This window comes from Polaromonas sp. (assembly GCF_029945685.1).
In the GTDB taxonomy this organism is placed as follows: domain Bacteria; phylum Pseudomonadota; class Gammaproteobacteria; order Burkholderiales; family Burkholderiaceae_C; genus Polaromonas.
On record NZ_JAQSDA010000028.1, the window covers coordinates 404491 to 426634 of the forward strand.

Sequence of the window (22144 nt, forward strand, 5' to 3'; positions counted from 1 at the left end):
GGATGCTTGTAAAGGTTCTGTAACTGTATGACCACGACTTCACCGCTGACACATTTCGACGCAACAGGGCAGGCGCACATGGTCGATGTGGCCGCCAAACCGGCCACCCACCGGGTGGCTTTGGCGCAAGGCCGCATCACCATGAACCCTGCCACCCTCGCCATCATCCTGGAGGGCACAGCCAAAAAAGGCGACGTGCTCGGCATTGCCCGGATTGCCGGCATCATGGCGGCCAAAAAAACCAGCGACCTGATTCCCCTGTGTCACCCGCTGGCGCTGACGCGCGTGGCGATGGATTTCAGCCCCGACGCAGACAGCGCCAGCATCGTTTGCCAGGCGACGGTGGAAACGGTCGGACCGACAGGCGTGGAGATGGAGGCCCTGACTGCGGTGCAAATAGCCTTGCTGACGATCTATGACATGTGCAAAGCCGCGGATCGCGGAATGACGATGACGGACATCAAGCTGCTGGAAAAACATGGCGGAAAGTCGGGAAGTTTTGTCGCAACGCCCTAGCTGCGTCACGGGTCAGTTTGCAGGCCAGCCATTCGGGCTGTTGGCAGGGCGCCATTTTGCGTGGTCGTCTGGAAAAGCTGCCCGGTAACGAACCAGGTGCAACAGGGCTTCATCGTCACGCCCCAGCATGACAGCGCTTTCAATCACCTTTTCAATCACCCGCGGTTCTGGCGAGTAATGCAGCAAGGCAGTAGCGGTGTCGAAAGTCCATTGCGCGTTGTCGCGCCTGAGCGTGGTGGTCGTCAGCTCCGCAAATTGCACCTGGTTCCGGAAAAGCCAGGATCCGCGAACCTTGTCCAGCGTGTCGTCGCGGTAAGCCGCGTCGCGCGCCTGCGGCGCCAGGTACAGCTGGCTGACACGGTGGTAATCCCATGCGGCATAAGCCACCCCAGCCAACAACGCTGTCGCCACGACAAGCCGAGTGGTCGGCGCCACGCGCGCGTATCGACGGGAGCCAGCTGCCGGCTCTTTGGGCCCTGGCCACAGCATCCACACGCACAGCCCGAATGCCATCTGGAAGGGGCCATACCACAGCGGATATTCCAGCATGCTGTGCAACATAATCACGACCAGCACACCCCAAGCCATTTGACGGGTCGGGTCCGTTTCGCGCCAGGGCCGGGCACGCCAGACGACCCAACCCGCACCGCCACAAACAACCAGCGCCAACGGAATGCCCAGCTCCACCGCCAGGTGCAGCGGCAGGTTGTGGGCATTGTCCAGAATGTCGCAGAACCGCTCGCCTGGATAGAGCACCATGTAATGCGCGTAGTCCAGCTCACCCCCGCCCCATCCGAACCAGGGCTTTTGCCCAATCAGATGCAACACGTTGGACCAGAGGGTGAGGCGCCCGGCACAGACGGCGTCCCCCGCACGCAGACGGGCAACCATGCCATGGCCCAGCAGATCCAACCCGGCCAACCAAGGCAGCGCCAGCGCGGCCACCCCATAGGCCAGCACCGCCGTCAACAAGACGCGGCGCACCGGCGGTTGGCGCCATCCGGGCCAGAGCAAGCACAGCACGCACAACAAAACCAGCTGCAACAACCCTGTCCGCGATGAGGATGCGGCATTCCCCACCGCCAGCAGGCCAGCAACCATCCACACCAGCCTCTCCCGGCGACGGGAAAAACCGTGCTTCACAACCAGCCATACCAGCGCGACCACCGCGATGTTGGTCAAACTCGCAAACTGGTTGCGTTGGCGCAAATTGGCAAAGGCCTCGCCCAACGGGGCCTGATTGACCCACGGAGCAAGCGCGGCCGCTGCACCGAAATATTGCAGCAAGCCGATAGCGCTGCTGACGGCACCGGGGAGCACCCAAGCCCATACTGCGGGGTAGGCCCACCGCTGCGCAAAAGGTCCATTGCCCATTGCTTTGCGCGAGATGGCACGCAGCGACATCAACAGAATTAAACACGCAGTGGCAGTAGACGCGACCAGCCAAGGCACAGCAGCAGGTGACGGACCGGGCGCAAATGGATTCAGCCAAGGTACGATCAAAGTCAACCCAGCGATCAGCGCGAAAGCAGTCCCCTGCGACGCACTCAATCTCGTCAAGGTAGCGTCAACTCGCGCAGTTCAGGGTACCTGTCCCGCGCCAGATCGTTCCAGTTTGATTTGATCTCCCGATATCTTTTTTCCCCATGCATGGCTTTCATGACACGGAGTTGCCTGACCGCTTCCCCGGGGCTGCCATTCAAGGCGAGCGACAGTGCATACCTGTTTTGCGTTGCAGTCCATGGGTAACGCAGCGCAACGTTTTTGGCGAGTGCCAGTTCTTGGTCCGTCATGTTAGGTTTGGGTGTAATGCGGGCGCCATCCAGTAATGCTGCCAGCTGCGTCAAGAGAACTACGTTGGGCCGCTCGTAGTCGGTTGGCGTTTTCCCGATGCGTAGGTCTTCAAATCGCACAATGCGGAAGTCCTCTTCAACCGCAACATATTCAGCCACTGACCACGCGGCAACAATACTTAGGCCCAGCAAAAGTGATGCCGCTGTCCACACGCCCATACGGATCACGGGTTTGGTCTCGATCAAACCGTCCAAGGCACCCGCGGCCAACATCACGGGCACCAGAAAGTAGGCATATGCAAACGGGAACTCAAACATCGAATGGATTCCAACGGGCAGGATCAGCGCCAGACAGTACCAGGGCAACAACCGCGCCGTGGACCGAACGCGCCGCCACAACCAGATGCCGACGGCCAAAGTCAACAGCGCGGTGAGCGGCACCCCGACACCCAGCGCCAGATCCAGCAAAATATTATGGCTGTAGGAGAAGGGTTCGCTCGTCGTATAGGCATGGACCACCGCATTGTGGGCGGCAGCAACCTGCCCCAGACCCCACCCGCTCCATGGTCGCTGCGTCACTGCGTCCAGCAGCTGCGGCCAGACCACCCAGCGCCCGCCCAACTGGGTGTTTACTTCTGCACCACCGCTTGATATTTGCAGAATGAAGATATAAATCGACGGCCAGCTCAAAAAGAGCGCGATGAACCCAAGGTCGACCAGCAGAACCAACCAGGGGGACAAGCCGAACTCGGCCGGTTTGCGCTTGACAAACCACCAGAGCGACAACAGCAGGAAGTTCAGGACGCCGGTACGAGACTCGGTTGCAGCCAGGGCAACACATAAAGTCAGCAGAATCAGGGCGGAAGGCAGGGCTCTTACTTTTTTCGATTCATGCAGAAACAACAAACTCGCAAGGCCCATGATCAGCAAGGTCGCCAAATGGTTGGGCTGCCCCAGATTTCCACCAGGTCGGCGCAACTCCGGCATTCGGGATATCCAACCGGCGCCTTCCCATAGCTCAAAAATCTGGCAAAAAGCCAGAACCGCCGATGCGAACGCTCCAGCCAACAATGCAAATGCCAGCAGCGTTGCTGTGGATTCGCCCTGGCCACCAGTGATTGCGCCAGAACCCACCGCCCGCATGTCCACGGCATTTCTGCCAGCTGCAAACCCCATGCTCAGGCAAATGACGCACAGCGCCATGTAAAAGCCCATCATCCCGGCGTCACCCGCAAAAGTGATGACACCCAAAGCCAGTTGCATCGCAACGATGGCGCCCAAGGCAACAAAAGGGAGTATGGAGATCGGCAAAAAGGTATTCAGATCCTTCTTTTTAATGCGCTCCAACAGACCATGCCAGGCCAGCAGCAAAACGGCCAAGATGGACCACAACTCGTTGTGCCAGCTGACCCAAGGAAGAAAATGCAGGGGCTCAAGCCAGCTTGAGAAAAGAAAAAACAGTGCGATTTTTTGCATACGTAAAAAAATACGCCCCTCGGGGCGTATTTTTAACATTCGCACAACGTCAGCATACATCACGTCACCTGGACACCGCTGACGAAAGGAATATCAGTTGGCGGCCCAGGAACCGGCAACGGTGTAGGCTGTTGCGATAGCACTGCGGCATGAACCAGGAAGATACTTCCCAATTCCCGCGACGCTTGGGCCGCATTCCCAGCCGGTAATGTTACCGGTAGTACCACCGGACAGCACCGGAATCAGGTAAACAGAACCCGTAACTTGCGAGAGATTGGCGGTGTTAACCAGCACGTTGATCGCGCCAAAGTCGTCGGTCCGGATCGAGCTGACATATTTGCTGGTGGATGTCGAAGACTCGCAACCCCAGAGACCAGCGGTTGGCAAGGAAGCGGCATTGTTGGTCTGGCGCGTCTCGGTTACGCTGGTGCGGCAGGCCGATGCGGCCAAAATCACCTCGGACATCTTAGCCCGGACGGTGTAGTCCTGATAAGCCGGCAAAGCCACCGCAGCCAAAATACCGATGATCGCAACAACGATCATCAACTCGATCAGGGTAAAACCCTTTTGCATGGAACGCTTCATAAAAACTCCTTGGTTAAGAAACTAGCGAGATCATTAAGCAGATGCCGTGCCAAGCCGAAACAGGTCTAAATCAACCGCTTTCAGCATCCTCTGGGAGCAAAAGTTACTCTTTTCGTCAGCCGTCAAGACGTTGCTGACAATTTTGTCACTTGATGCAAACTGACCGAACCTGCTTGAGGTCGGTCAGCCCCATCAGCACTTTCTCCATCCCGTCCATTTTCAGTGTGTGCATGCCGCTGTTGACGGCCGCTGCAAACAGCTCTGCCACGCGAGCGCGTTCCTGAATCAGTTTTTTAGCTGCATCGTCGGCAATCATCAATTCATGCAAGCCAATGCGGCCCTTGTAGCCGGTCTGGTTACATTTATCGCACCCTACCGCTCGATACATGGTGAGCTGCCCATCCTTGGCGTACCGTTGCATCCAATCGTCCAGCAGCTTCTGCGCTTCGCCCCCCGGATCCGTCTTCCAGGCATCCGTACTTCGCAGTTCCTCGGAGTACTCCTTGATGAAGTCCTTGATTTCCTGCGCGGCCGGCTGGTAGGGCTGCTTGCATTCGCATAGTTTCTTGGCAAGCCGTTGCGCGAGAATGCCGAGCAGGGCATCGGCAAAATTGAAAGGGTCCATGCCCATGTCCAGGAGCCGCGTGATGGACTCAGGGGCAGAATTGGTATGCAGCGTCGAAAACACCATGTGGCCTGTCAACGAGGCTTCCACACCCATCGAGACTGTTTCCTTGTCGCGCGACTCGCCGACCATGATGATGTCCGGATCGGCGCGCAGGAAAGCTCGCATCACCAGGGCAAAGTCGATGCCTGCCTTCTTGTTGATCTGGACCTGGCGTAAACCCTTTTGCGTGATCTCGACCGGGTCTTCGGCCGTCCAGATCTTGGTGTCTGGCGTGTTCAGGAATTTCAGGATGGAATGCAGCGTGGTCGTTTTGCCGGAACCAGTCGGGCCACACACATAAAAAAGGCCGTAGGGTTTGGAGACCGTTTTCTCAAGCCGCTCCCTGTTGTGATCCGTCAGCCCCAGCCTATCAAGCGGAATGGGCTCGCCCGCTGCCAGAATCCGCATGACGACATCCTCGACCCCGCCCGCAGACGGGATGGTGGCCACGCGTAGCTCGATGTCGAGCGGCCCATATTTCTTGAACTTGATCTTTCCGTCCTGTGGTTTGCGCTTTTCGGAAATGTCGAGATCACACATGATTTTGAGCCGCGTGACCATGGCCTGGCGAAACTGGGCCGGCACCTCGATGTAGGGCAGCAAGCTTCCGTCGATGCGAAAACGGATGCCGGTCTTGGCCTTTCCCGGCATGGGCTCGATGTGGATGTCGGAAGCCTTCTGCTTGTAGGCATCAATGATGACCTTGTTGACGAACTTGACCAGTTCGTTGTCGGCGGCGGCCGATTCGAGCGCCGAGTCATCGTTAGCATCGTTTTCGAGCGGCGAATCCATGTCGGCCAGAAGCTGGTCAATGGAGCCGCCTTCGTTGCCCGCGCCAAAAAGCTGACTCAGGGTTTCGTCAAATTCGGTCTGGGTGGTCACGCAATAGGCGAACTTGCTGATTTTCGGGAATACCTGCGGGACCACCCGGGCGCCCCGCACCGCTTCGGGATCAACACACATGATGGTCAGCCCGTCGGGTGTGTCCTCCAGCGGCATCCATCGCTGCTGCTCGACAAAGTGTCGCTTGAGCAGGCCATGCAGCATTTCCGAACGTATGCGACCCGCGTTATAGGCTTCGTAGGGAACCCCAAAGAACTTGCTCAGCGAAGCGCCAATCTGCGCGGGACGAATGCGGTAATCAGCCATCAGCAGATGTTCGACCGACTGAATCTCGTCGCGCGCCTTCTGGATGCAGTGAAGCAACTCGTCCTGGCTCAAAACCCCTTCAGCGACCAGGCCGTCGTACTTGGTCGCCCTGCGCCTTTGACCATCTTCGGCCTTCTGCATGCGCTGGCGAAGCGCAATGCCCAGCGTCTGGCACAGCTGCTGCGCGCCGTCCTCTTCCAGCTTCCCAAAAGGCTGGTCGCTGCGATTGTTGATCACCTGCAGGACGCCATAAAGCGTGCTGCCATCCATGACCGGCGCAACCAGCATTTGTTTGGTGCGGTAGCCAGAACGTTTGTCCACTTCCTGAAGAAAGCTGAGGCTGGGGTGAATTTTCTTGAGCGCCTCGTCGTCATACACATCGGCGATGTTCACCATGGTCTTGGCCATCGCAACGTAGCCAGCTATGCTTTGCGCGCTGATGGGCAGCTTCAGGTCGCGGCTGGTGTTAAGCCCCGTCTTGACCTTGGAAATGATGGACGAGCGGTCTTCACTGACGGCGTAAAGCGTCAGGCGATCAGCATTGAAGAGCTTGCAGATATCCTGGCTGGCCTCCAGCATGATCTGATCAATGTTCTCGGTTTCATGAATGCGGTTGGTGACCAGTTGGAGCTGGCGAAAATAAAGTGCTTCAAAAGTAACGCCCCGCTCCTGCGGTGGAAGCATCTGCGAGTCAAAAAACTCGTCCTCGTGGTCCCGCTGTACAACTGCATTCATAACTCGAACTCCTGACCTGCGCGCAACCAGCGTATGTCGTGGGTAACGTTGGGACCAAACGGCGCCGTCTGGTCAAAGCGCTGGATCTCGGCCATGATCAAGTCGGTCTCTGCCGGCTTGGTATGGGTAATGTAAATCGGATAGTTTCTGCCTTTTTCGATGCAGTCCAGCTCGCTGGCCAGCGCATGGGGCGACAGATGCAGGCTGCGCCGTGCCAGGTCGCGTTCGCGGTTGCTGAAAGCCGTCTCGATCACCAACATCGCGACGTTAAGCTGGTTGACGCGGGCCCACAAAGCGGGATTGCGCTCAGTGTCGCCGGTGAACACCCAGCACCCGGAGCCAGTGGCCACCGCATAACCGACTGCTGGCACGGTATGAACAGCTGGCAGCACTTCGACATATTTTCCCGCCAGCAGCAGGGTCTGGCCCACGGCCAGAGGGTGAAAGCTGACAAAGGGTGCTTCCGGTGTGGGAATTCGCGAGAAATCAGGCCAGATGGTGTTGTTGAAAATATGGGCTTTCAGCGCGTCAATCGTGCCCTGCAGTGCATGAATCTGTATCGGGGTTGTGCGTTTGGCCGCAATCGCGTCCACCATCAGCGGCAGGGCCGCCACGTGATCCAGGTGGGAATGGGTCAGCAGTACGTGGTCAACGCCGCGCATCTCGTCCAGCGTGAGATCGCCAACGCCCGTCCCGGCGTCGACCAGAACGTCGTGATCCAGCAGGAACGACGTGGTGCGGCAGCCTTTGGCAATGGCTCCCGAGCAGCCCAGTACGCGTACTTTCATGGTCTTATCTACCTTGAGGTTCCGGCAGGCTCTGTCATTTGGTTTCGAAGTTGGTTGCCCCGTCCCAATCGGGATCAAACGGCAACAGCCTCATGGAGGCTACACGCTCTGCATACAGGCGGTAAAGGTACTTTTGCCCATTCATGCGCTGTAAGTTGAGCAAATGCACATCGCAGTCGTCCCAGGCCTGATCCCGGTAGGCCTTGAGCGCCAACGTCCACTCCCGGAGTTCGCCGCTTAACTGCTTGTCGAGCTGGCCAGGAAGCGCCACCGGGCAGAAAATGGCCACCGCCTGGTCCTTGCCCTTGACCCGGACCTTGTCGAGTTCCTGCCAGGCGAAACCAGGGGCCAGTTCGCGGGTGGACGCACTGACCACGGTATCGACGCCATAGATCTTGCACAACCCCTCCAGGCGGGACCCCAGGTTGACCGCGTCGCCAATGACCGTATAACTGCGACGGATATCCGAGCCCATGTCGCCCACGCACATGCTGCCGGTGTTCAGCCCGATGCCTATGCCTATTTCCGGCAAACCCTGGCTGCGATGCTCCTCGTTGAGCTGGCGCACGGCCTGCACCATCTCCAGCGAGGTCCTGACCCCGAGAGCGGCGTGCTCGGGTGTCTCGACGGGCGCACCCCAGAATGCCATCACGCAGTCACCCATGTACTTGTCGATGGTGCCGCGGTTGGTGCGGATCAGGGCCGTGAGACGGCTGAAGACGCCGTTGAGCAGGGCCTGCAACTGTGTCGGCTCCATGGTTTCGGACATTCGGGTGAAACCGCGCATGTCGCAGAACATCACCGTGAGCTCCTTGGCCGAGGCTTTCATGCTGTAGCTGTCGGGGTCCTTGACCATTTCATCGACCAGCTCGGGGGGCACATAAGTGCCGAACAGGTTGGCCAGTTCCCGCTTGGAGCGACTTTCCACAAAATAGCCATAACTCATGTTCAGCGCGAACGCCGTGAGTGCCATGACCAGCGCGGTAGCCAGAGGCAACACCAGCCCATAGGCCGAATAAAGCCAGAAATTCAGCCCCACCAGGGCAGCCGTCACCGCGGCGCTGGTCGCCACCGCCCGCGGCGCAGACAGCAGCGGCAGGGTCAATGCCAGCGTCAGCCCCGACAGGACAAGCATCACCACCTCGAAACCAACCGCATAGTCCGGCTTGACAAACACCTTGCCATCGAGAAACCCCGAAATCACATTGGCATGGGTTTCGACGCCGGGGTAGGTTTCCCCGACCGGCGTGACCCTCAGGTCCAGCAAGCCAGGCGCCGTGGTGCCGAGCAGGACTATCTTGTCCTTCAGCTGTCCCGGCGGCATTTTTCCGGCCAGCACATCGGACGCGGAGACATACCGGTAGGACCCGCCACTGGCGCCACCGGGCCCGCGAAACGGCACCAGCGTGGCCACCCGGTCATCCACCGGAATGGCCAGCGTTTTAGGGCCCTGCTTGAGCAAAATGCTTTCCAGTCCCTGGTAATTGCGGGTCAGGAATTTTTCCTGCGGAAATCCCGGCTCGACGCCGGGTTGGCCCACCAGCATGCGAAACATCGCCAGGGACAGCGACTCGTAGTACTCGCCTTTGTATTCAGCCAGCAGGGGAATCGATCGAACAACCCCATCACCATCCGTGATGGAGTTGAAAAACCCTGCCATAGGCGCCGCCTTGCCGATGGTATCGATGTTGGCACCAAAACCGTTCCAGCTGGTAAACCGGATAGGCCGCCCCTTGAGCGCCTCCCGTCCCATGACGGGAGCGGGCAAAACACCGTTGATACGACCATCCCGGTCGCTGGTGAAGTAATACCCCAGCACGACAGGTTTTTTCGCCAACGATTTTGCGAACAGAGCATCGTAATCAAGGCTGGCCTCGATCTGGCCGAGCTTGTCGGCAAAGGCGGGCTGATCCTTCAGTTCGCCTTGGGCCAGTTGCTGCAGCCTTTTCAGGCCCGAGCTGTCATCGGCCTCCGCAAAAACCACGTCGAATCCCAGCAGCGCGGCCTGCTGCCGGCCCAGCAACTCGTCTACGAGCGCGGCCAGCTTGTTGCGCCCCCATGGCCAGCGACCGGCTTCCGCCAGGCTCTTTTCATCGATGTCCACGATGACAATGCGCTCATCCAGCGTCCGGGGCATGGTGGCCCGAAGCCTGGCGTCATAAAGGATGTCGTCGAGCCGCTGCAGAACATCCAGACGCAACGCACCGCTGGCATGGAGCAATGCAAAAACAAGCGGAATCAGCGTGACGGCAATGCGAGGCCAATGCCGGGAAAAAAGTCGCATAAGGCTTCGTGAAGAGCCGGGATCTGAACTGGTTTTCCTGCCGAACGCGGGGAGACGGCCTGATCAGCGCTGGACGAACTGCATTTGCGTGCCCGCCAACTCGAGTACATCGCCGTTTTTCAGCGGAACAGGCTCAACCCCAATGTGCGTTCCGTTCAGCGTTGGTTTGTTGTCTCCTTCCACATGCGCCACGACAAAGCCCTGCGGTCGCTTGGTGATGGCCGCAACTGCCACCCCGGGCTTGCCGATGGTGGTGACCACCTTGACCAGGGCGACTTCCCGGCCAGCGGCTGCTCCGGACATGACCTTGATCGCCGCCGTGGCGCCCACCCCGTCGACGGGGGCCGCCGCAGGGGCAGCTGCCGTCCCTGCAGGGGCAACCAGTCCGGCAGAGCCGGCCTTGATGATCATCGTTTTCTCGAAACCCGGACTCGCGGCTTCGTTGACGTACTTGATCTTGTATTTGCCGATTTCGACGGTGTCACCGTTGTTGAGCTGCTGCTTCTTGACAGCCTTGCCGTTGAGATACGTGCCATTGGTGCTGTTCAGGTCTTCAACAAAAACATCGTTCCCGGACATCTGCAAAACGGCATGTTCCCCACTGACGGCGAGGTTGTCAATGACGATATCGTTGTAAGGACGGCGCCCGAGGGACGTACGGTCCTTGGTCAACTGAACCTCTTTGATCACAACGCCGTCAATAGAGACGATCATTTTCGGCATGGCCGACTCCTGTCTGTTTTTAGTATGTCACTCAAGCGGACTATTTCCCCAGCATTCTGGACAACAGGCCACGTTTGACCGAAGCCTCCTTGGCTTGTGCCAGCAATACTGAAATATTATCCCGGCCGCCGCTGTCGTTGGCTGCAGCAACAAGCTGCCTGGCGCCCTGCTCCAGCGACTTCGATCCCGATAGAATAGCCGCAATCGCCTCATCGCTGATCATGTCGGACAGGCCATCAGAGCACATGAGGTAAATATCACCCAGCTCAACGCGATGTTCGTTGACTTCCAGCAACACCGCGTCCTCCACACCCAAAGCCCGCGTCACCAGATTCTTGTTCACCGAAGTCAGCGCCTGCTCCGGTGTGATCAGCCCCGCGTCAATCTGCTCCTGCAGCAGGGAATGATCCTTGGTGATCTGTTCCAACTGGCCACCCCGCAAACGGTAACAGCGCGAATCTCCTATGTGGCCGAGCATCAGACGGGTGTTCTGGAACACACCGACCACCAGCGTGGTGCCCATGCCAGAGTACTGCGGATTGGAGTTGGCCGCGTTAAAAATTGAATGATTGGCGTTTTCTACACAGATTTCCATCGCCCGGCGCACCTCCTTGCCGTTGGCATGCTTACCAGCCTGCGCCAGCCAACGCCCCAATTCCGATCTGATAAATGCCGTCGCCATGCCGCTGGCGATTTCCCCGGCGTTGTAACCACCCATGCCGTCAGCCAGAATGCAAAGGCGGGTCGGGGCATCAAACGTGACGGAGTCTTCGTTGTTGTCCCGGGTTAAACCGGGGTCTGTCTGGGTGCAAATCTCGTAAATCATCGTGTTTTTGTTATGGCTTCAAATCTGTAGCATCAACGCTGGCCGGAGGATCCGGCAAGGAGGGGGCCGCAATGGTGCGGGCAAAAGCAGGATTGTCGCCGGCTGCAAACACTGCCGTCTTTTCACCGCCATCGGGACTTTGGGTGATGGCACCGGCGGGAACCGGAAGGCCTGTGGTTACGGCCGACAGCTCGACAATGGCGGCACGCAAATCGGCGGCAAACTGGTCTCCATCCTGGTACCGCATTTCAGGCCTTTTGCTCAGCGACAACGCAACGATATCCGCCAGCCGAGCGGACAATTCATGGCGGATCACGCGAATATCCGGTGCCGGCTCATTGGCAATCTTGTACATCAACTCGGCCATGGAGTCACCGCGGAAAGGCAAGACACCCGCCAACATCTGGTAGAGCATCACCCCCAGGGAATAGAGGTCTGAACGACCATCAACCTTCTTGCCCGCGATCTGCTCGGGCGACATGAAACTCGGGGTACCGAGTACCAGTCCGGTTTTGGTTTTGCTCGAGTCGGTGATGCGCGCAATGCCGAAGTCGGTCACCTTGACGGTATCGCTGTCGGGGTCGTACATGATGTTGGCCGGCTTGATGTCGCGGTGCACCACGTTCTGTTTGTGCGCATAAGCCAACGCCTCTGCAACCCGCGCCACAATTGAAAGCACTTTGGAAATTGGCAGCAACTGCCCGTCCTTGGTGACATCCAGCAGGTCCTTGCCTTTGAGGAATTCCATCGCGATGTAGGCCAGGTCATGCTCTTCGCCGGCATCAAAAATGGTCACGATGTTCTGGTGTTGCAGGCGGCCTGCTGTTTCGGCCTCGCGGAAAAAGCGCTCTCGGGCATCCGTCAACTCGTCGCCCTCAAACTCCTGGCTCAGGGCCATGGTCTTGATCGCCACCACACGCCCGATCTTGGGATCCCTGCCCAGGTAAACAACCCCCATCGCCCCCTTGCCCAGCTCTTTTTCCACTTGATAGCGGCCCAGCATGGGCTTCTCGACACCGCCGCCGTCAAGAAGCATGGTGCCCCCGGGATGCGCTCCACCACCACCCAGAATGACGGTCTCCGAGAGGTTCTTCGCGCGATTGAGTCTGGACTGCAGGTCCTTGTGATTTTTGTTGTAGCTGGCCATGTATTCGTACACCGCCTGGGCCTTGTTGAATTGCCGCTTGCGCTCGAAATCAAGCGCGAGGTTGTTCATGTTGTCCATCAGCGCGTCGGTGAAAGGAACGCGGCGGAACCGGTCGAAAGCCATGTCGAGTTGCCCCTGCCCCTGCAGGGCCAGACCCATCATGCGGTTGGTTTCGGCTGACTCTTCGTCGGACTTGAGCTTGCCGGCCTCGGTCATCAGGAAACGCTTGGTGGTCAGTGCCAGGTGGCCAATCACCAGCAGCGCGGCCGGAAACACCAGCTTGAGCCAGGTCGCGGCAGCCGACAACAAACCGAACTCGATCACCAGCAGCACGACGAACAGCAGCAGCGTCATGACAGCGGCCTTGCCTGCGGACAGGCGCGGCAGACCAGCAATCAGGTAGGCGGCCACAACCAGCAAGACACCCAGTGTGGCCCAGATGCCCCAGGCGGGCTGGACAAGGAAGTGTTCGCTGAGAATGCTGGAGGTGATATGGGCAATGGTCTCCGCCGGGGACAGTCCAGGTCCGGCCGGTGTAGGAAATTGGGTGCCGACGCCAGCGGCAGTGGCCCCAATGATCACAATCTTGTCGGTGTATTTGCCCGCTGGAATCTTGCCGGACAACACGTCATAGAAAGAGTCCACAGCGAAAGCGGGCCGGCCGTCGCGGCCCTTGTAGAACTGAGGCAACATCAGGGCCGCCTCATCCGTGCTTATGCGCAACTTGCCGATCTGCACCGATTCCCCGGCATTAAGTTTGATATCGGTCGAGGCAAGGTTCAGGCTTTTGACAGCGGCAAGCAATCCCATGGACGGGACCGCCTTGCCGCCATAGTTGATCAGCAGCGGCTCCTGCCGGACCGCGCCGTCCACGTCGGGCAGCTGGTTCAAATGGGCGATGCCCGCCGCACTGCTGCCGATGATCTCTATGGGCTGCTGGCCCCGGACGGCAGGCAGTGAGAACCCGCCCGGCTCGTCCACCGCACTTTTGAGGGCATAGGCGGGCAAGGGATCCGGCTTGCCCTGGGGCTCACCCAGCACAAAAACCGAGGGCACCAGCACATTGCCGGCCTTGGCCATGCTCGCGGCCAGTTTGGCGTCCGTGTCGAGCGCAATCTCCGCTTCGGCAATCACCTTGCCCAGTTGCTGGTTGAGGCTGTCCTGGGGAGCGGCGGGATCGGCAGGAACAACACCCGGCCCCAGCGCTTCTTTCATCTTGCGGATGAACACCAGCCCGCGGTCGGTCTGCGGTTCGAAAAAGAAAGCGGTATGCGCAATGGTCTTGACCTTGGCCGCAGCCAGCTGGTCAATCAGCTGGGCATGCACATCACGCGGCCACGGCCAGCGGCCAATGTTGGCGATGCTTTGGTCGTCGATAGCAATGATGGCAATGCGGTCTGAAGGCGGGCGCGACGTGCTGGTACTGGCAAAGTCGTAATAGCGGCGCTCGAGTGTGGCGAAAAAGTCGGTCGCGCTGTGCAGTGCCAGGACGGCCAACACCACAAGCACGCCCACAAACCAGTCGGCTTGCCAGAATTGCCTGCGCTTGTTTGATGATGTGGCCACGTCCGTCCCGCCTTTTGTCCTGGTTCGCCAGACCGAGCGCCAGCCGCGCCGGCCTCTTTTCTGCGCACCTGTCACCCGACCAGCGTTACAAGCGGGTTACAAATTCGCCACCTTCGGACATTAACAGACGCCAAGAACCCGGACAAGGGACTTTTGCACACCGCCAAAGGCTTGTGTTGCAAATTGGTGCCGCTGGCTCGCGGCCGCGGTGTCGGCACCCAGGGGGAGGGGGCGGGCAAGGGGACGGTTCAGGCCTGCGCTTCAGAGTCCCGTGCGCGTCGTTTTTGCATATACGTACCCAAAGCCACCACCAGCGCGGCTCCGACAATTCCGCCGATGGTCACGAACTGCTCGCCAATCACCCCGAAGCGGGTGACGACGGCGGGGTCCGTCAGCAGCATTTCGCCTGCCAGAAAACCCAGCAAGGCAGCGCCGATGGTGATGATGATGGGAAAACGCTCCATGACCTTGGTCAGCAAGGTGGCACCAAAAATGATCAACGGAATGCTGACCAACAGACCCATGACCAGCAACGGCAAGTTTCCTTTGGCCGCCGCTGCAACGGCCAGCACATTGTCCAGACTCATCACCAGGTCGGCGATCAGGATGGTACGAATGGCAGAGGCCATGCCACTGATTTCCTTGCCCTCACCCTCACCTTCATCGTCTCCGTTGAGCAGGTCCACGCCGATGTAAACCAGAAGGATTGCGCCAATGATCTTCAGGTAAGGCAGTGTGAGGAGCTGGATCGCGACGATGGTCAGGATGATCCGCATCACGATGGCGGCAGCGCTGCCCCAGAAAATGGCCTTGTTCCGCTGCGCGGGCTGCAGCGTTCTGGCGGCCATGGCAATCACCACGGCGTTATCGCCGGACAGGACAATGTTCGCCAGCAGGATGGAGCCGAAAGCACTCCAGAAAATGGGGGACGTCAGGTCCATTCCGAAAATCATGACTAGCTCCTGTTGTTATGTATGAAAAAAAGCGCCGATGAGAGCGCTTTTTTGTTTTTTAGAGTTTAGCCCGAATGGGGGCATCGGCCCCGTTCGTAATAATGCTTACGCGATTTCGCGGCGTCAGCGCCTTACAGCAAAGCCTTGAGCAATTTGGCCATTTCTGAAGGGTTACGCGTCACAGTGAAGCCGCACTCTTCCATGATGGCCAGCTTGGCGTCCGCCGTGTCGGCGCCGCCGGAGATCAGCGCGCCGGCATGGCCCATGCGCTTGCCGGCAGGGGCGGTCACGCCGGCGATGAAGCCGACGATAGGCTTTTTCATGTTGGCCTTGCACCAGATGGCCGCTTCAGCCTCGTCCGGTCCGCCGATTTCGCCGATCATGATGACCGCATCGGTGTCCGGGTCGTCATTGAAGGCGCGCATCACGTCGATGTGTTTCAGGCCATTGATCGGGTCGCCGCCAATGCCGACGGCGCTGGACTGACCCAGGCCGATTTCGGTCAGCTGGGCCACGGCTTCATAGGTCAGCGTGCCGGAGCGGCTGACCACGCCGATGCGGCCCTTGCGGTGAATGTGGCCGGGCATGATGCCGATCTTGATTTCTTCGGGCGTGATCAGGCCGGGGCAGTTGGGGCCCAGCAGCAGGGTTTTCTTGCCGCCAGCCGCTTCCTTGGCCTTCATGCGGTTGCGCACTTCCAGCATGTCGCGCACCGGGATGCCTTCGGTGATGCAGATCGCGAGGTCCAGGTTGGCTTCCACGGCTTCCCAGATCGCTGCAGCAGCGCCGGCTGGCGGCACGTAGATCACCGACACCGTGGCGCCGGTAGCCTTGGCGGCTTCCGTCACGTTGGCAAAAATCGGGATGCCCTCGAAGTCTTCGCCGGCTTTCTTCGGATTCACGCCTGCGACAAAGCATTCCTTGCCATTGGCGTAGTCGCGGCACATGCGGGTGTGGAACTGACCGGTCTTGCCGGTGATGCCCTGCGTGATGACTTTGGTGTTTTTGTTGATGTAGATCGACATGTTGGTTCTCCTGGCTTACTTGACGGCAGCCACGATTTTGGTCGCAGCTTCAGCCATGGTGTCTGCGGCAATGATGGGCAGACCGGATTCCGCCAGCATTTTCTTGCCCAGGTCTTCGTTGGTGCCCTTCATGCGCACCACCAGCGGAACCGAGAGGTTCACGACCTTGCAGGCGGTGATCACACCGTCTGCAATCGTGTCGCATTTCATGATGCCGCCGAAGATGTTGACCAGGATGCCTTTGACATCAGGGTTTTTCAGCATGATCTTGAAGGCTTCGGTGACTTTTTCGGCCGTGGCGCCACCGCCGACGTCCAGGAAGTTGGCTGGCTCGCCGCCGAACAGCTTGATGGTGTCCATGGTTGCCATGGCAAGTCCGGCGCCGTTGACCAGGCAACCGATGTTGCCGTCCAGGGAGATATAGGCGAGGTCGAACTTGGATGCCTCGACTTCGGCCGGATCTTCCTCGTCCAGATCGCGCAGGGCCACGATTTCGGGGTGGCGAAACAGTGCGTTCGGGTCAAAGTTGAACTTGGCGTCCAGGGCGATGAGCTTGTTCTTGCTGTCGCGGTTCAGTGGATTGATTTCCACCAGCGACGCGTCGGTGTCCATGTAGCACTTGTAGAGCTTCTGGAACACGTCCACGGCCTGGGCGGTGGACTCTGCCGGCAGCCCGATGCCGTTGGCGATCTTCGTGGCCTGCGCGTCGCTCAGCCCGGTGAGCGGATCGATGAATTCGGTGATGATCTTTTCCGGGGTGGAATGCGCGACTTCCTCGATGTCCATGCCGCCTTCGCTCGACGCGATAAAGGCCACCTTCTGGGTGGCACGGTCGGTCACGATGGAAACGTAGTATTCCTTCTGGATGTCGGCGCCGTCTTCGATGTACAGGCGGCGGACCTTCTGGCCTTCCGGGCCAGTCTGGTGCGTGACCAGCTGCATGCCGAGGATCTCGCCGGCGAGTTTTTTCACGTCTTCGATGCTGCGCGCCAGCTTGACGCCGCCGCCCTTGCCACGTCCACCGGCGTGGATCTGGGCCTTGACCACCCAGACCGGCCCGCCCAGTTTCTGCGCGGCTTCGACTGCTTCTTGCACGGTGAACGCAGGAATACCGCGTGGAGTGGGGACACCAAAGTTGCGCAAGATTTCCTTGCCTTGGTACTCGTGAATTTTCATGAAATTACTTCCAGGAGTCGGTAAAAAGGGGCGTTCACCGAAGTGATGTCAATCTGCAACATTTCCGCAGAATTCACCAAAATGTAACGCCATCGGTCACTGCACGCAGCAGCGCAGAACTGTATCATGTTGCGATGCACAATTCTTGTGCGCCACTTACACGCCCCCATCAGCACTTTCCACAGGAACAAGCCACATGGCCAAGGTATTTATCGACGGCGAAGCAGGAACCACGGGTTTGCAGATCCGGGAACGCCTGCAAGCCATGCCTGCCATCGAGCTGATCAGCATCGCGCCCGAGCTGCGCAAGGACGCTGCGGCCAAGCGCGCGCTGATGGGCACGGTCGACCTGGTGGTGTTGTGCCTGCACGATGACGCCGCACGTGAATCGGTGGCCATGATCGATGACCTGGCGCGCAGCAGCGGCAAAAAGGGCCCGAAGATCATCGACGCCTCGACGGCGCACCGCACTGCACCAGGGTGGGTCTTTGGTTTTCCGGAACTCGCCGCCGGCCAGCGCGAAGCTGTCGCCCATGCCGACCGCGTGGCCAACCCCGGCTGTTATTCGACCGGCGCCATCGCACTGATCCGCCCGCTGGTCGATGCCGGCCTGCTGCCCCGCGACTACCCGCTGACCCTACCCGCAGTCAGTGGTTACTCCGGTGGTGGACGCACCATGATTGAAGACTATGAAACCGGCAAGGCGCCGCCGTACCAGATCTACGGCCTGAATCTCAAGCACAAACACCTGCCGGAAATCATGAAATACACCGGCTTGAGCCGCCGCCCGGTGTTCACACCTTCGGTCGGCAACTTCAAGCAGGGCATGCTGGTACAGCTGCCGCTGCACCTGGACCTGCTGCCTGGCCAGCCGACGGCGGCGCAGTTGCAGGACGCGCTGGCGCGCCACTACGCGGGAAGCCAGTGGGTCACGGTCGAGCCCGTGGGTGACAACACGGCTATCGACGCGCTTGCGCTGAACGACACCAACAAGATGGAATTGCGGGTGTTCGGCAATGAGGAGTTCCGCCACGCCGTGCTGATTGCCCGGCTGGACAACCTCGGCAAGGGCGCGTCGGGTGCCGCGGTGCAAAACCTGGAACTGATGCTGGGCCTGTAGGATGCTACATATTTTGTAGCTGTTGGCGCCCGCACCTATTGGACTGGGGGGTCGATTTGGCCCGCACTCTTCAGGGGTGAGCGTTGTCAGTCCTCATCGGCCTGCGACACTACACGGCGAATCGCCTCCGCCCCAAAACCGCGTGCCGCCAGAAAACGCATCTGTTTGCCGAGCGCAGCCGCGTCGGCCGCCGGCGCGCCGAACTTCCTGCGCCAGACCTCGCGGGCGCGTTCGACTTCGCTGGCTTTGAGGCTGCTGACGGCTTCAGCCACCGCCTCGGGCGCCAGACCCTTGCCCTGCAACTCATGGCGGATGCGGGCGGCGCCAAAACGCGCGGCGCGTCGGTTGATGACCGACTCCACCACCCGCGCCTCACTGATGAAGTCCTTGGCCTGCAGATCGTCGAGCACCTGGGCCAGCTGCTCGGGCGACTCGGCATGGGCCGCCAGCTTGCGCTCCAGCTCGGTGCGCGAATGCTCACGTTGTGCGAGACAACGCAAGGCCCGGCCCTTGAGGGACAGGCCGAAACCCGCTGCCGCGGGAGTTTTGTCCGGAGTCATGCCCACATTTCGCCCTCAATAACTACTGTTTTGATAGCTGCTCGCGCTTTACAGGCAAGGGCTGGGGCCGGATTTGGCATTCAACCCGGCACACCAGCCCGGTCTTTTCAGACGGCAGCGACTTTGGGCGCTTTATCGGCCTTGTCTGCTTTTTCGGCCTTCTCCGCCTTTTCCGGCTTGTTGCCGACCGCCTCCTGGATCAAGGGAATGCCCAGTGACTCGCGCACCTTGTTTTCGATTTCCGTCGCCAGTTCCGGGTTTTCTTTCAGGAATTCACGCGAGTTGTCGCGGCCCTGGCCGATTTTTTCGCCGTTGAAGGCATACCAGGCACCGGCTTTCTCGACGATGTGGCCGGCCACACCGAGGTCCAGCACCTCCCCCAGCCGGCTGATGCCTTCGCCGTAGAGGATGTCGAACTCCGCCATCTTGAACGGTGACGCCACCTTGTTCTTGACCACCTTGACGCGGGTTTCGTTGCCCACCACCTCTTCACCCTTCTTGATCGAGCCGATGCGGCGGATGTCCAGGCGTACCGAGGCGTAGAACTTCAGTGCATTGCCGCCGGTGGTGGTTTCGGGGCTGCCGAACATCACGCCGATCTTCATGCGGATCTGGTTGATGAAGATGACCATGCAGTTGGCCTTCTTGATGTGGGCGGTCAGCTTGCGCAGCGCCTGGCTCATCAGCCGGGCCTGCAGGCCGGGCAGGGAGTCGCCCATCTCGCCTTCGAGTTCGGCCTTGGGCGTGAGCGCCGCGACCGAGTCAACCACGATCAGGTCAACCGCGCCGGAGCGGGTCAGCGAATCGACAATTTCCAGGGCCTGCTCGCCGGTGTCGGGCTGGCTGATCAGGAGATCCTGCAGGTTCACGCCGAGTTTCTGCGCGTACTGGATGTCCAGCGCATGTTCGGCATCGACAAAGGCGCAGGTGCCGCCAAGTTTCTGCATTTCGGCAATCACCTGCAGGGTCAGCGTGGTTTTGCCGGACGATTCCGGGCCGTAGATCTCCACCACCCGGCCGCGCGGCAGGCCGCCGACGCCGAGCGCAATGTCCAGGCCCAGCGAGCCGGTGGAGACCACCTGGATGTCCTCAATCACCTCGCCGGCGCCCAGCTTCATGATGGTGCCCTTGCCGAACTGTTTTTCGATCTGGGCCAGGGCAGCTTGCAGGGCCTTGGCCTTTTCAGTGTTCAGGGCGGGGTTGGTCTTGTTCGGCAGGTCCATGGAAAACTCCTTGAGGTCAGTTGGGCTTGAAAACTTTTGCGGGGCTTCCAGCTCTGCTTTTAATCACAGTACTGGGTGCATGACCAGTACTTTATGGCCGCTATATAAATAAGTAAACCCTCATTTTAGTCAGTTTGCCTGATTAATTGGGCTTATCATTTCCGCATGGATTCCAGTCCCGTTCCCGCACCCGTGAGCCCCCCCGCTGACGAGGAAAACTGGCGCCTCACCCACCTGGGCCGCCTGCTGGGCCACGCCCTGCGGCGTTTTGACGAGCGGGTGCTGGTGCTGATGGCGCGCAATGTGGACGTGCCGCTGGCGCTGTCGAACCTGGCGGCGCGCGCGCAGGTGGGCGCAGCGCACATCCACATCACTCGGCACCTGGCAGTAGGCGGCTCGCGCCTGACCGACCTGGCGCAGAGCGCGGGCATGAGCAAACAGGCCATGGGCGACCTGGTGGACCAGTGCGAGGCCTGGGGCCTGGTCACGCGTGAACCCGACCCGCACGACAGGCGCGCCCGTACAGTGGTGTTCACCGCCGCCGGCCTGCTCTGGCTGCAGGCCTTTCGCGACGCGGTGGCCCAGGCCGAGGCCGAGTTCCGGCAGGCCGTGGGCACCGACGTGGCCACGGTCGTCGCGCTGGGGCTGGAAGCCTATGCTGGGTGAATGTGGCCCCCACGGTCGCTCGCTTCGCGTAGCTCCCTGCCCCCCGAGGGGGCCGCTGCGCCTGCGGGCCGGCAAAGCCGGACCCGCGGCCCCTGCTTGGCAGGACCTCTGCCCCTAACTTCGCCCGCTGCCTTGGAAAGACAGAAGAAAGGCATTGACGTAGCGCATGACGCGCAGTGAAAAGCGCGGGAGGCCATTCCGTCAGCAAACCACAGGGGATAAAAGCCTAGAATTTGGAAAACAGCCCCAGAGCCGTTTCGCCCTGTACGTTCCGCCGGACCGCGCCAGGGACCCCTTCAGGAGACAGACATGCGTATTTTGATTGCCGAAGATGACCAGGTGCTGGCTGACGGTTTGCTGCGCACCTTGCGGGCTTCCGGCGCGGCGGCCGACCATGTGGCCAGCGGCACCGAAGCCGATGCCGCGCTGCTGACCAACACCGAATTCGACCTCCTGATCCTGGACCTGGGCCTGCCGCGCATGCACGGGCTCGAAGTGCTCAAGCGCCTGCGTGCGCGCGGCTCGGCCATGCCGGTGCTGATCCTGACCGCCGCCGACAGCGTCGAGGAACGCGTCAAGGGCCTGGACTATGGCGCCGACGACTACATGGCCAAACCCTTCTCGCTGCAGGAACTCGAAGCGCGGGTGCGCGCGCTGATCCGGCGCGGCATGGGCGGCGCCAGCAGCACCATCAAGCACGGCCCACTGGTCTATGACCAGGCCGGACGCGTGGCGACCATCGACGGGCAGATGGTCGAGCTGTCGGCGCGCGAGCTCGGCCTGCTCGAGGTACTGCTGCAGCGTGCCGGCCGCCTGGTCAGCAAGGACCAGCTGGTCGAACGCCTGTGCGAATGGGGCGAGGAAGTCAGCAACAACGCGATCGAGGTCTACATCCACCGGCTGCGCAAGAAGATCGAAAAGGGCCCGGTGCGCATTGCCACGGTGCGCGGCCTCGGCTACTGCCTCGAAAAAATCCCCGGCTAGAGAGATGACGCCCCCACGCTCGCTCACTGCGTGTAGCTCTCTGCCCCCCGAGGGGGCGCATTTTTCCTTGGGGCGGCCCGGCGGAAAAACAGGGCCCCCACGCTCGCTCACTGCGTGTAGCTCTCTGCCCCCCGAGGGGGCGCATTTTTCCTTGGGGCGGCCCGGCGGAAAAACAGGGCCCC

Annotated in this window: 18 protein-coding genes; 4 read left to right on the forward strand and 14 right to left on the reverse strand. The window is 60.1% G+C overall.

All coding sequences use genetic code 11. From position 1 onward, the window contains the following. Positions 1–27: 27 nt before the first annotated feature. A complete protein-coding gene (gene moaC / locus PSV26_RS22530; RefSeq protein ID WP_300574280.1) occupies positions 28–516 on the forward strand; it encodes a cyclic pyranopterin monophosphate synthase MoaC in 489 nt (162 codons plus the stop codon). Between the two features lie 12 nt (positions 517–528). Here the strand turns inward: moaC and PSV26_RS22535 are convergent, their stop codons facing one another. The 12 genes from PSV26_RS22535 to sucC form a co-directional block, all read right to left on the reverse strand. Then, complete coding sequence (locus tag PSV26_RS22535) at positions 529–1920, reverse strand: Wzy polymerase domain-containing protein (protein ID WP_300574282.1); 1392 nt, start codon at positions 1918–1920, stop codon at positions 529–531. Positions 1921–2072: 152 nt separating this feature from the next. Next, the gene (locus PSV26_RS22540; protein WP_300574285.1) at positions 2073–3845 is read right to left on the reverse strand and encodes an O-antigen ligase family protein; all 1773 of its coding nucleotides are present in this window, start codon (positions 3843–3845) and stop codon (positions 2073–2075) included. Positions 3846–3878: 33 nt separating this feature from the next. After that, positions 3879–4370 carry a pilin gene (locus PSV26_RS22545; RefSeq protein ID WP_300574287.1) on the reverse strand — a complete coding sequence of 164 codons (492 nt, stop codon included), beginning with the start codon at positions 4368–4370 and terminating at the stop codon, positions 3879–3881. A 145-nt stretch (positions 4371–4515) separates the two neighbouring features. After that, positions 4516–6921 carry a GspE/PulE family protein gene (locus PSV26_RS22550; RefSeq protein WP_300574289.1) on the reverse strand — a complete coding sequence of 802 codons (2406 nt, stop codon included), beginning with the start codon at positions 6919–6921 and terminating at the stop codon, positions 4516–4518. After that, a complete protein-coding gene (locus PSV26_RS22555; protein WP_300511982.1) occupies positions 6918–7709 on the reverse strand; it encodes a 3',5'-cyclic-nucleotide phosphodiesterase in 792 nt (263 codons plus the stop codon). Before PSV26_RS22555 ends, PSV26_RS22550 begins: the two co-directional genes overlap by 4 nt. A 34-nt stretch (positions 7710–7743) precedes the next feature. Beyond that, positions 7744–9993, reverse strand: a complete 2250-nt coding sequence (locus tag PSV26_RS22560; protein WP_300574291.1) for a CHASE2 domain-containing protein — start codon at positions 9991–9993, stop codon at positions 7744–7746. 63 nt (positions 9994–10056) lie between these two features. Continuing rightward, a complete protein-coding gene (locus PSV26_RS22565; protein ID WP_300574293.1) occupies positions 10057–10716 on the reverse strand; it encodes an FHA domain-containing protein in 660 nt (219 codons plus the stop codon). A 40-nt stretch (positions 10717–10756) separates the two neighbouring features. Continuing rightward, the gene (locus tag PSV26_RS22570; RefSeq protein WP_300511979.1) at positions 10757–11542 is read right to left on the reverse strand and encodes a Stp1/IreP family PP2C-type Ser/Thr phosphatase; all 786 of its coding nucleotides are present in this window, start codon (positions 11540–11542) and stop codon (positions 10757–10759) included. A 10-nt stretch (positions 11543–11552) separates the two neighbouring features. Beyond that, on the reverse strand, positions 11553–14255 hold the full coding sequence (locus PSV26_RS22575) for a CHASE2 domain-containing serine/threonine-protein kinase (protein ID WP_300574295.1): 2703 nt from the start codon (positions 14253–14255) through the stop codon (positions 11553–11555). Positions 14256–14503: 248 nt separating this feature from the next. Continuing rightward, positions 14504–15196, reverse strand: coding sequence for a TerC family protein (locus PSV26_RS22580; protein ID WP_300512167.1), 693 nt, complete (start codon positions 15194–15196; stop codon positions 14504–14506). 143 nt (positions 15197–15339) lie between these two features. After that, entirely contained in the window at positions 15340–16233 is an 894-nt protein-coding gene (sucD, locus tag PSV26_RS22585; protein WP_300511977.1) for a succinate--CoA ligase subunit alpha, read from the reverse strand. A gap of 15 nt (positions 16234–16248) precedes the next feature. Next, entirely contained in the window at positions 16249–17409 is a 1161-nt protein-coding gene (sucC, locus tag PSV26_RS22590; protein ID WP_300574297.1) for an ADP-forming succinate--CoA ligase subunit beta, read from the reverse strand. Positions 17410–17605: 196 nt separating this feature from the next. On the opposite strand from sucC, the gene argC reads away from it, so the two are divergent. Further along, entirely contained in the window at positions 17606–18529 is a 924-nt protein-coding gene (gene argC, locus PSV26_RS22595; RefSeq protein WP_300574299.1) for an N-acetyl-gamma-glutamyl-phosphate reductase, read from the forward strand. An 86-nt stretch (positions 18530–18615) separates the two neighbouring features. Here argC and recX read toward each other — a convergent pair whose 3' ends face one another. Then, positions 18616–19089 (reverse strand): recombination regulator RecX, encoded by a 474-nt coding sequence (recX, locus tag PSV26_RS22600; RefSeq protein ID WP_300574301.1) that lies wholly within the window; start codon positions 19087–19089, stop codon positions 18616–18618. 107 nt (positions 19090–19196) lie between these two features. After that, complete coding sequence (gene recA / locus PSV26_RS22605) at positions 19197–20312, reverse strand: recombinase RecA (RefSeq protein WP_300574303.1); 1116 nt, start codon at positions 20310–20312, stop codon at positions 19197–19199. Between the two features lie 165 nt (positions 20313–20477). Between recA and PSV26_RS22610 the strand changes: the two genes are divergently transcribed. Beyond that, a complete protein-coding gene (locus PSV26_RS22610; protein WP_300511971.1) occupies positions 20478–20978 on the forward strand; it encodes a MarR family winged helix-turn-helix transcriptional regulator in 501 nt (166 codons plus the stop codon). A gap of 309 nt (positions 20979–21287) precedes the next feature. Beyond that, the gene (locus PSV26_RS22615; RefSeq protein WP_188706535.1) at positions 21288–21962 is read left to right on the forward strand and encodes a response regulator transcription factor; all 675 of its coding nucleotides are present in this window, start codon (positions 21288–21290) and stop codon (positions 21960–21962) included. Positions 21963–22144 lie beyond the last annotated feature (182 nt).

What these genes read in the sequence shown, in the direction of transcription:
- PSV26_RS22550 (WP_300574289.1), bottom strand. Translation starts at nt 6,921, where the DNA reads ATGAATGCAGTTGTACAGCGGGACCACGAGGACGAGTTTTTTGACTCG.
- sucC (WP_300574297.1), bottom strand. Translation starts at nt 17,409, where the DNA reads ATGAAAATTCACGAGTACCAAGGCAAGGAAATCTTGCGCAACTTTGGT.
- argC (WP_300574299.1), top strand. Translation starts at nt 17,606, where the DNA reads ATGGCCAAGGTATTTATCGACGGCGAAGCAGGAACCACGGGTTTGCAG.
- PSV26_RS22580 (WP_300512167.1), bottom strand. Translation starts at nt 15,196, where the DNA reads ATGGACCTGACGTCCCCCATTTTCTGGAGTGCTTTCGGCTCCATCCTG.
- PSV26_RS22565 (WP_300574293.1), bottom strand. Translation starts at nt 10,716, where the DNA reads ATGCCGAAAATGATCGTCTCTATTGACGGCGTTGTGATCAAAGAGGTT.
- moaC (WP_300574280.1), top strand. Translation starts at nt 28, where the DNA reads ATGACCACGACTTCACCGCTGACACATTTCGACGCAACAGGGCAGGCG.
- sucD (WP_300511977.1), bottom strand. Translation starts at nt 16,233, where the DNA reads ATGTCGATCTACATCAACAAAAACACCAAAGTCATCACGCAGGGCATC.
- PSV26_RS22535 (WP_300574282.1), bottom strand. Translation starts at nt 1,920, where the DNA reads ATGTCGCTGCGTGCCATCTCGCGCAAAGCAATGGGCAATGGACCTTTT.
- PSV26_RS22540 (WP_300574285.1), bottom strand. Translation starts at nt 3,845, where the DNA reads ATGTATGCTGACGTTGTGCGAATGTTAAAAATACGCCCCGAGGGGCGT.
- PSV26_RS22545 (WP_300574287.1), bottom strand. Translation starts at nt 4,370, where the DNA reads ATGAAGCGTTCCATGCAAAAGGGTTTTACCCTGATCGAGTTGATGATC.
- PSV26_RS22610 (WP_300511971.1), top strand. Translation starts at nt 20,478, where the DNA reads ATGGATTCCAGTCCCGTTCCCGCACCCGTGAGCCCCCCCGCTGACGAG.
- recX (WP_300574301.1), bottom strand. Translation starts at nt 19,089, where the DNA reads ATGACTCCGGACAAAACTCCCGCGGCAGCGGGTTTCGGCCTGTCCCTC.
- PSV26_RS22560 (WP_300574291.1), bottom strand. Translation starts at nt 9,993, where the DNA reads ATGCGACTTTTTTCCCGGCATTGGCCTCGCATTGCCGTCACGCTGATT.
- PSV26_RS22555 (WP_300511982.1), bottom strand. Translation starts at nt 7,709, where the DNA reads ATGAAAGTACGCGTACTGGGCTGCTCGGGAGCCATTGCCAAAGGCTGC.
- recA (WP_300574303.1), bottom strand. Translation starts at nt 20,312, where the DNA reads ATGGACCTGCCGAACAAGACCAACCCCGCCCTGAACACTGAAAAGGCC.
- PSV26_RS22615 (WP_188706535.1), top strand. Translation starts at nt 21,288, where the DNA reads ATGCGTATTTTGATTGCCGAAGATGACCAGGTGCTGGCTGACGGTTTG.
- PSV26_RS22570 (WP_300511979.1), bottom strand. Translation starts at nt 11,542, where the DNA reads ATGATTTACGAGATTTGCACCCAGACAGACCCCGGTTTAACCCGGGAC.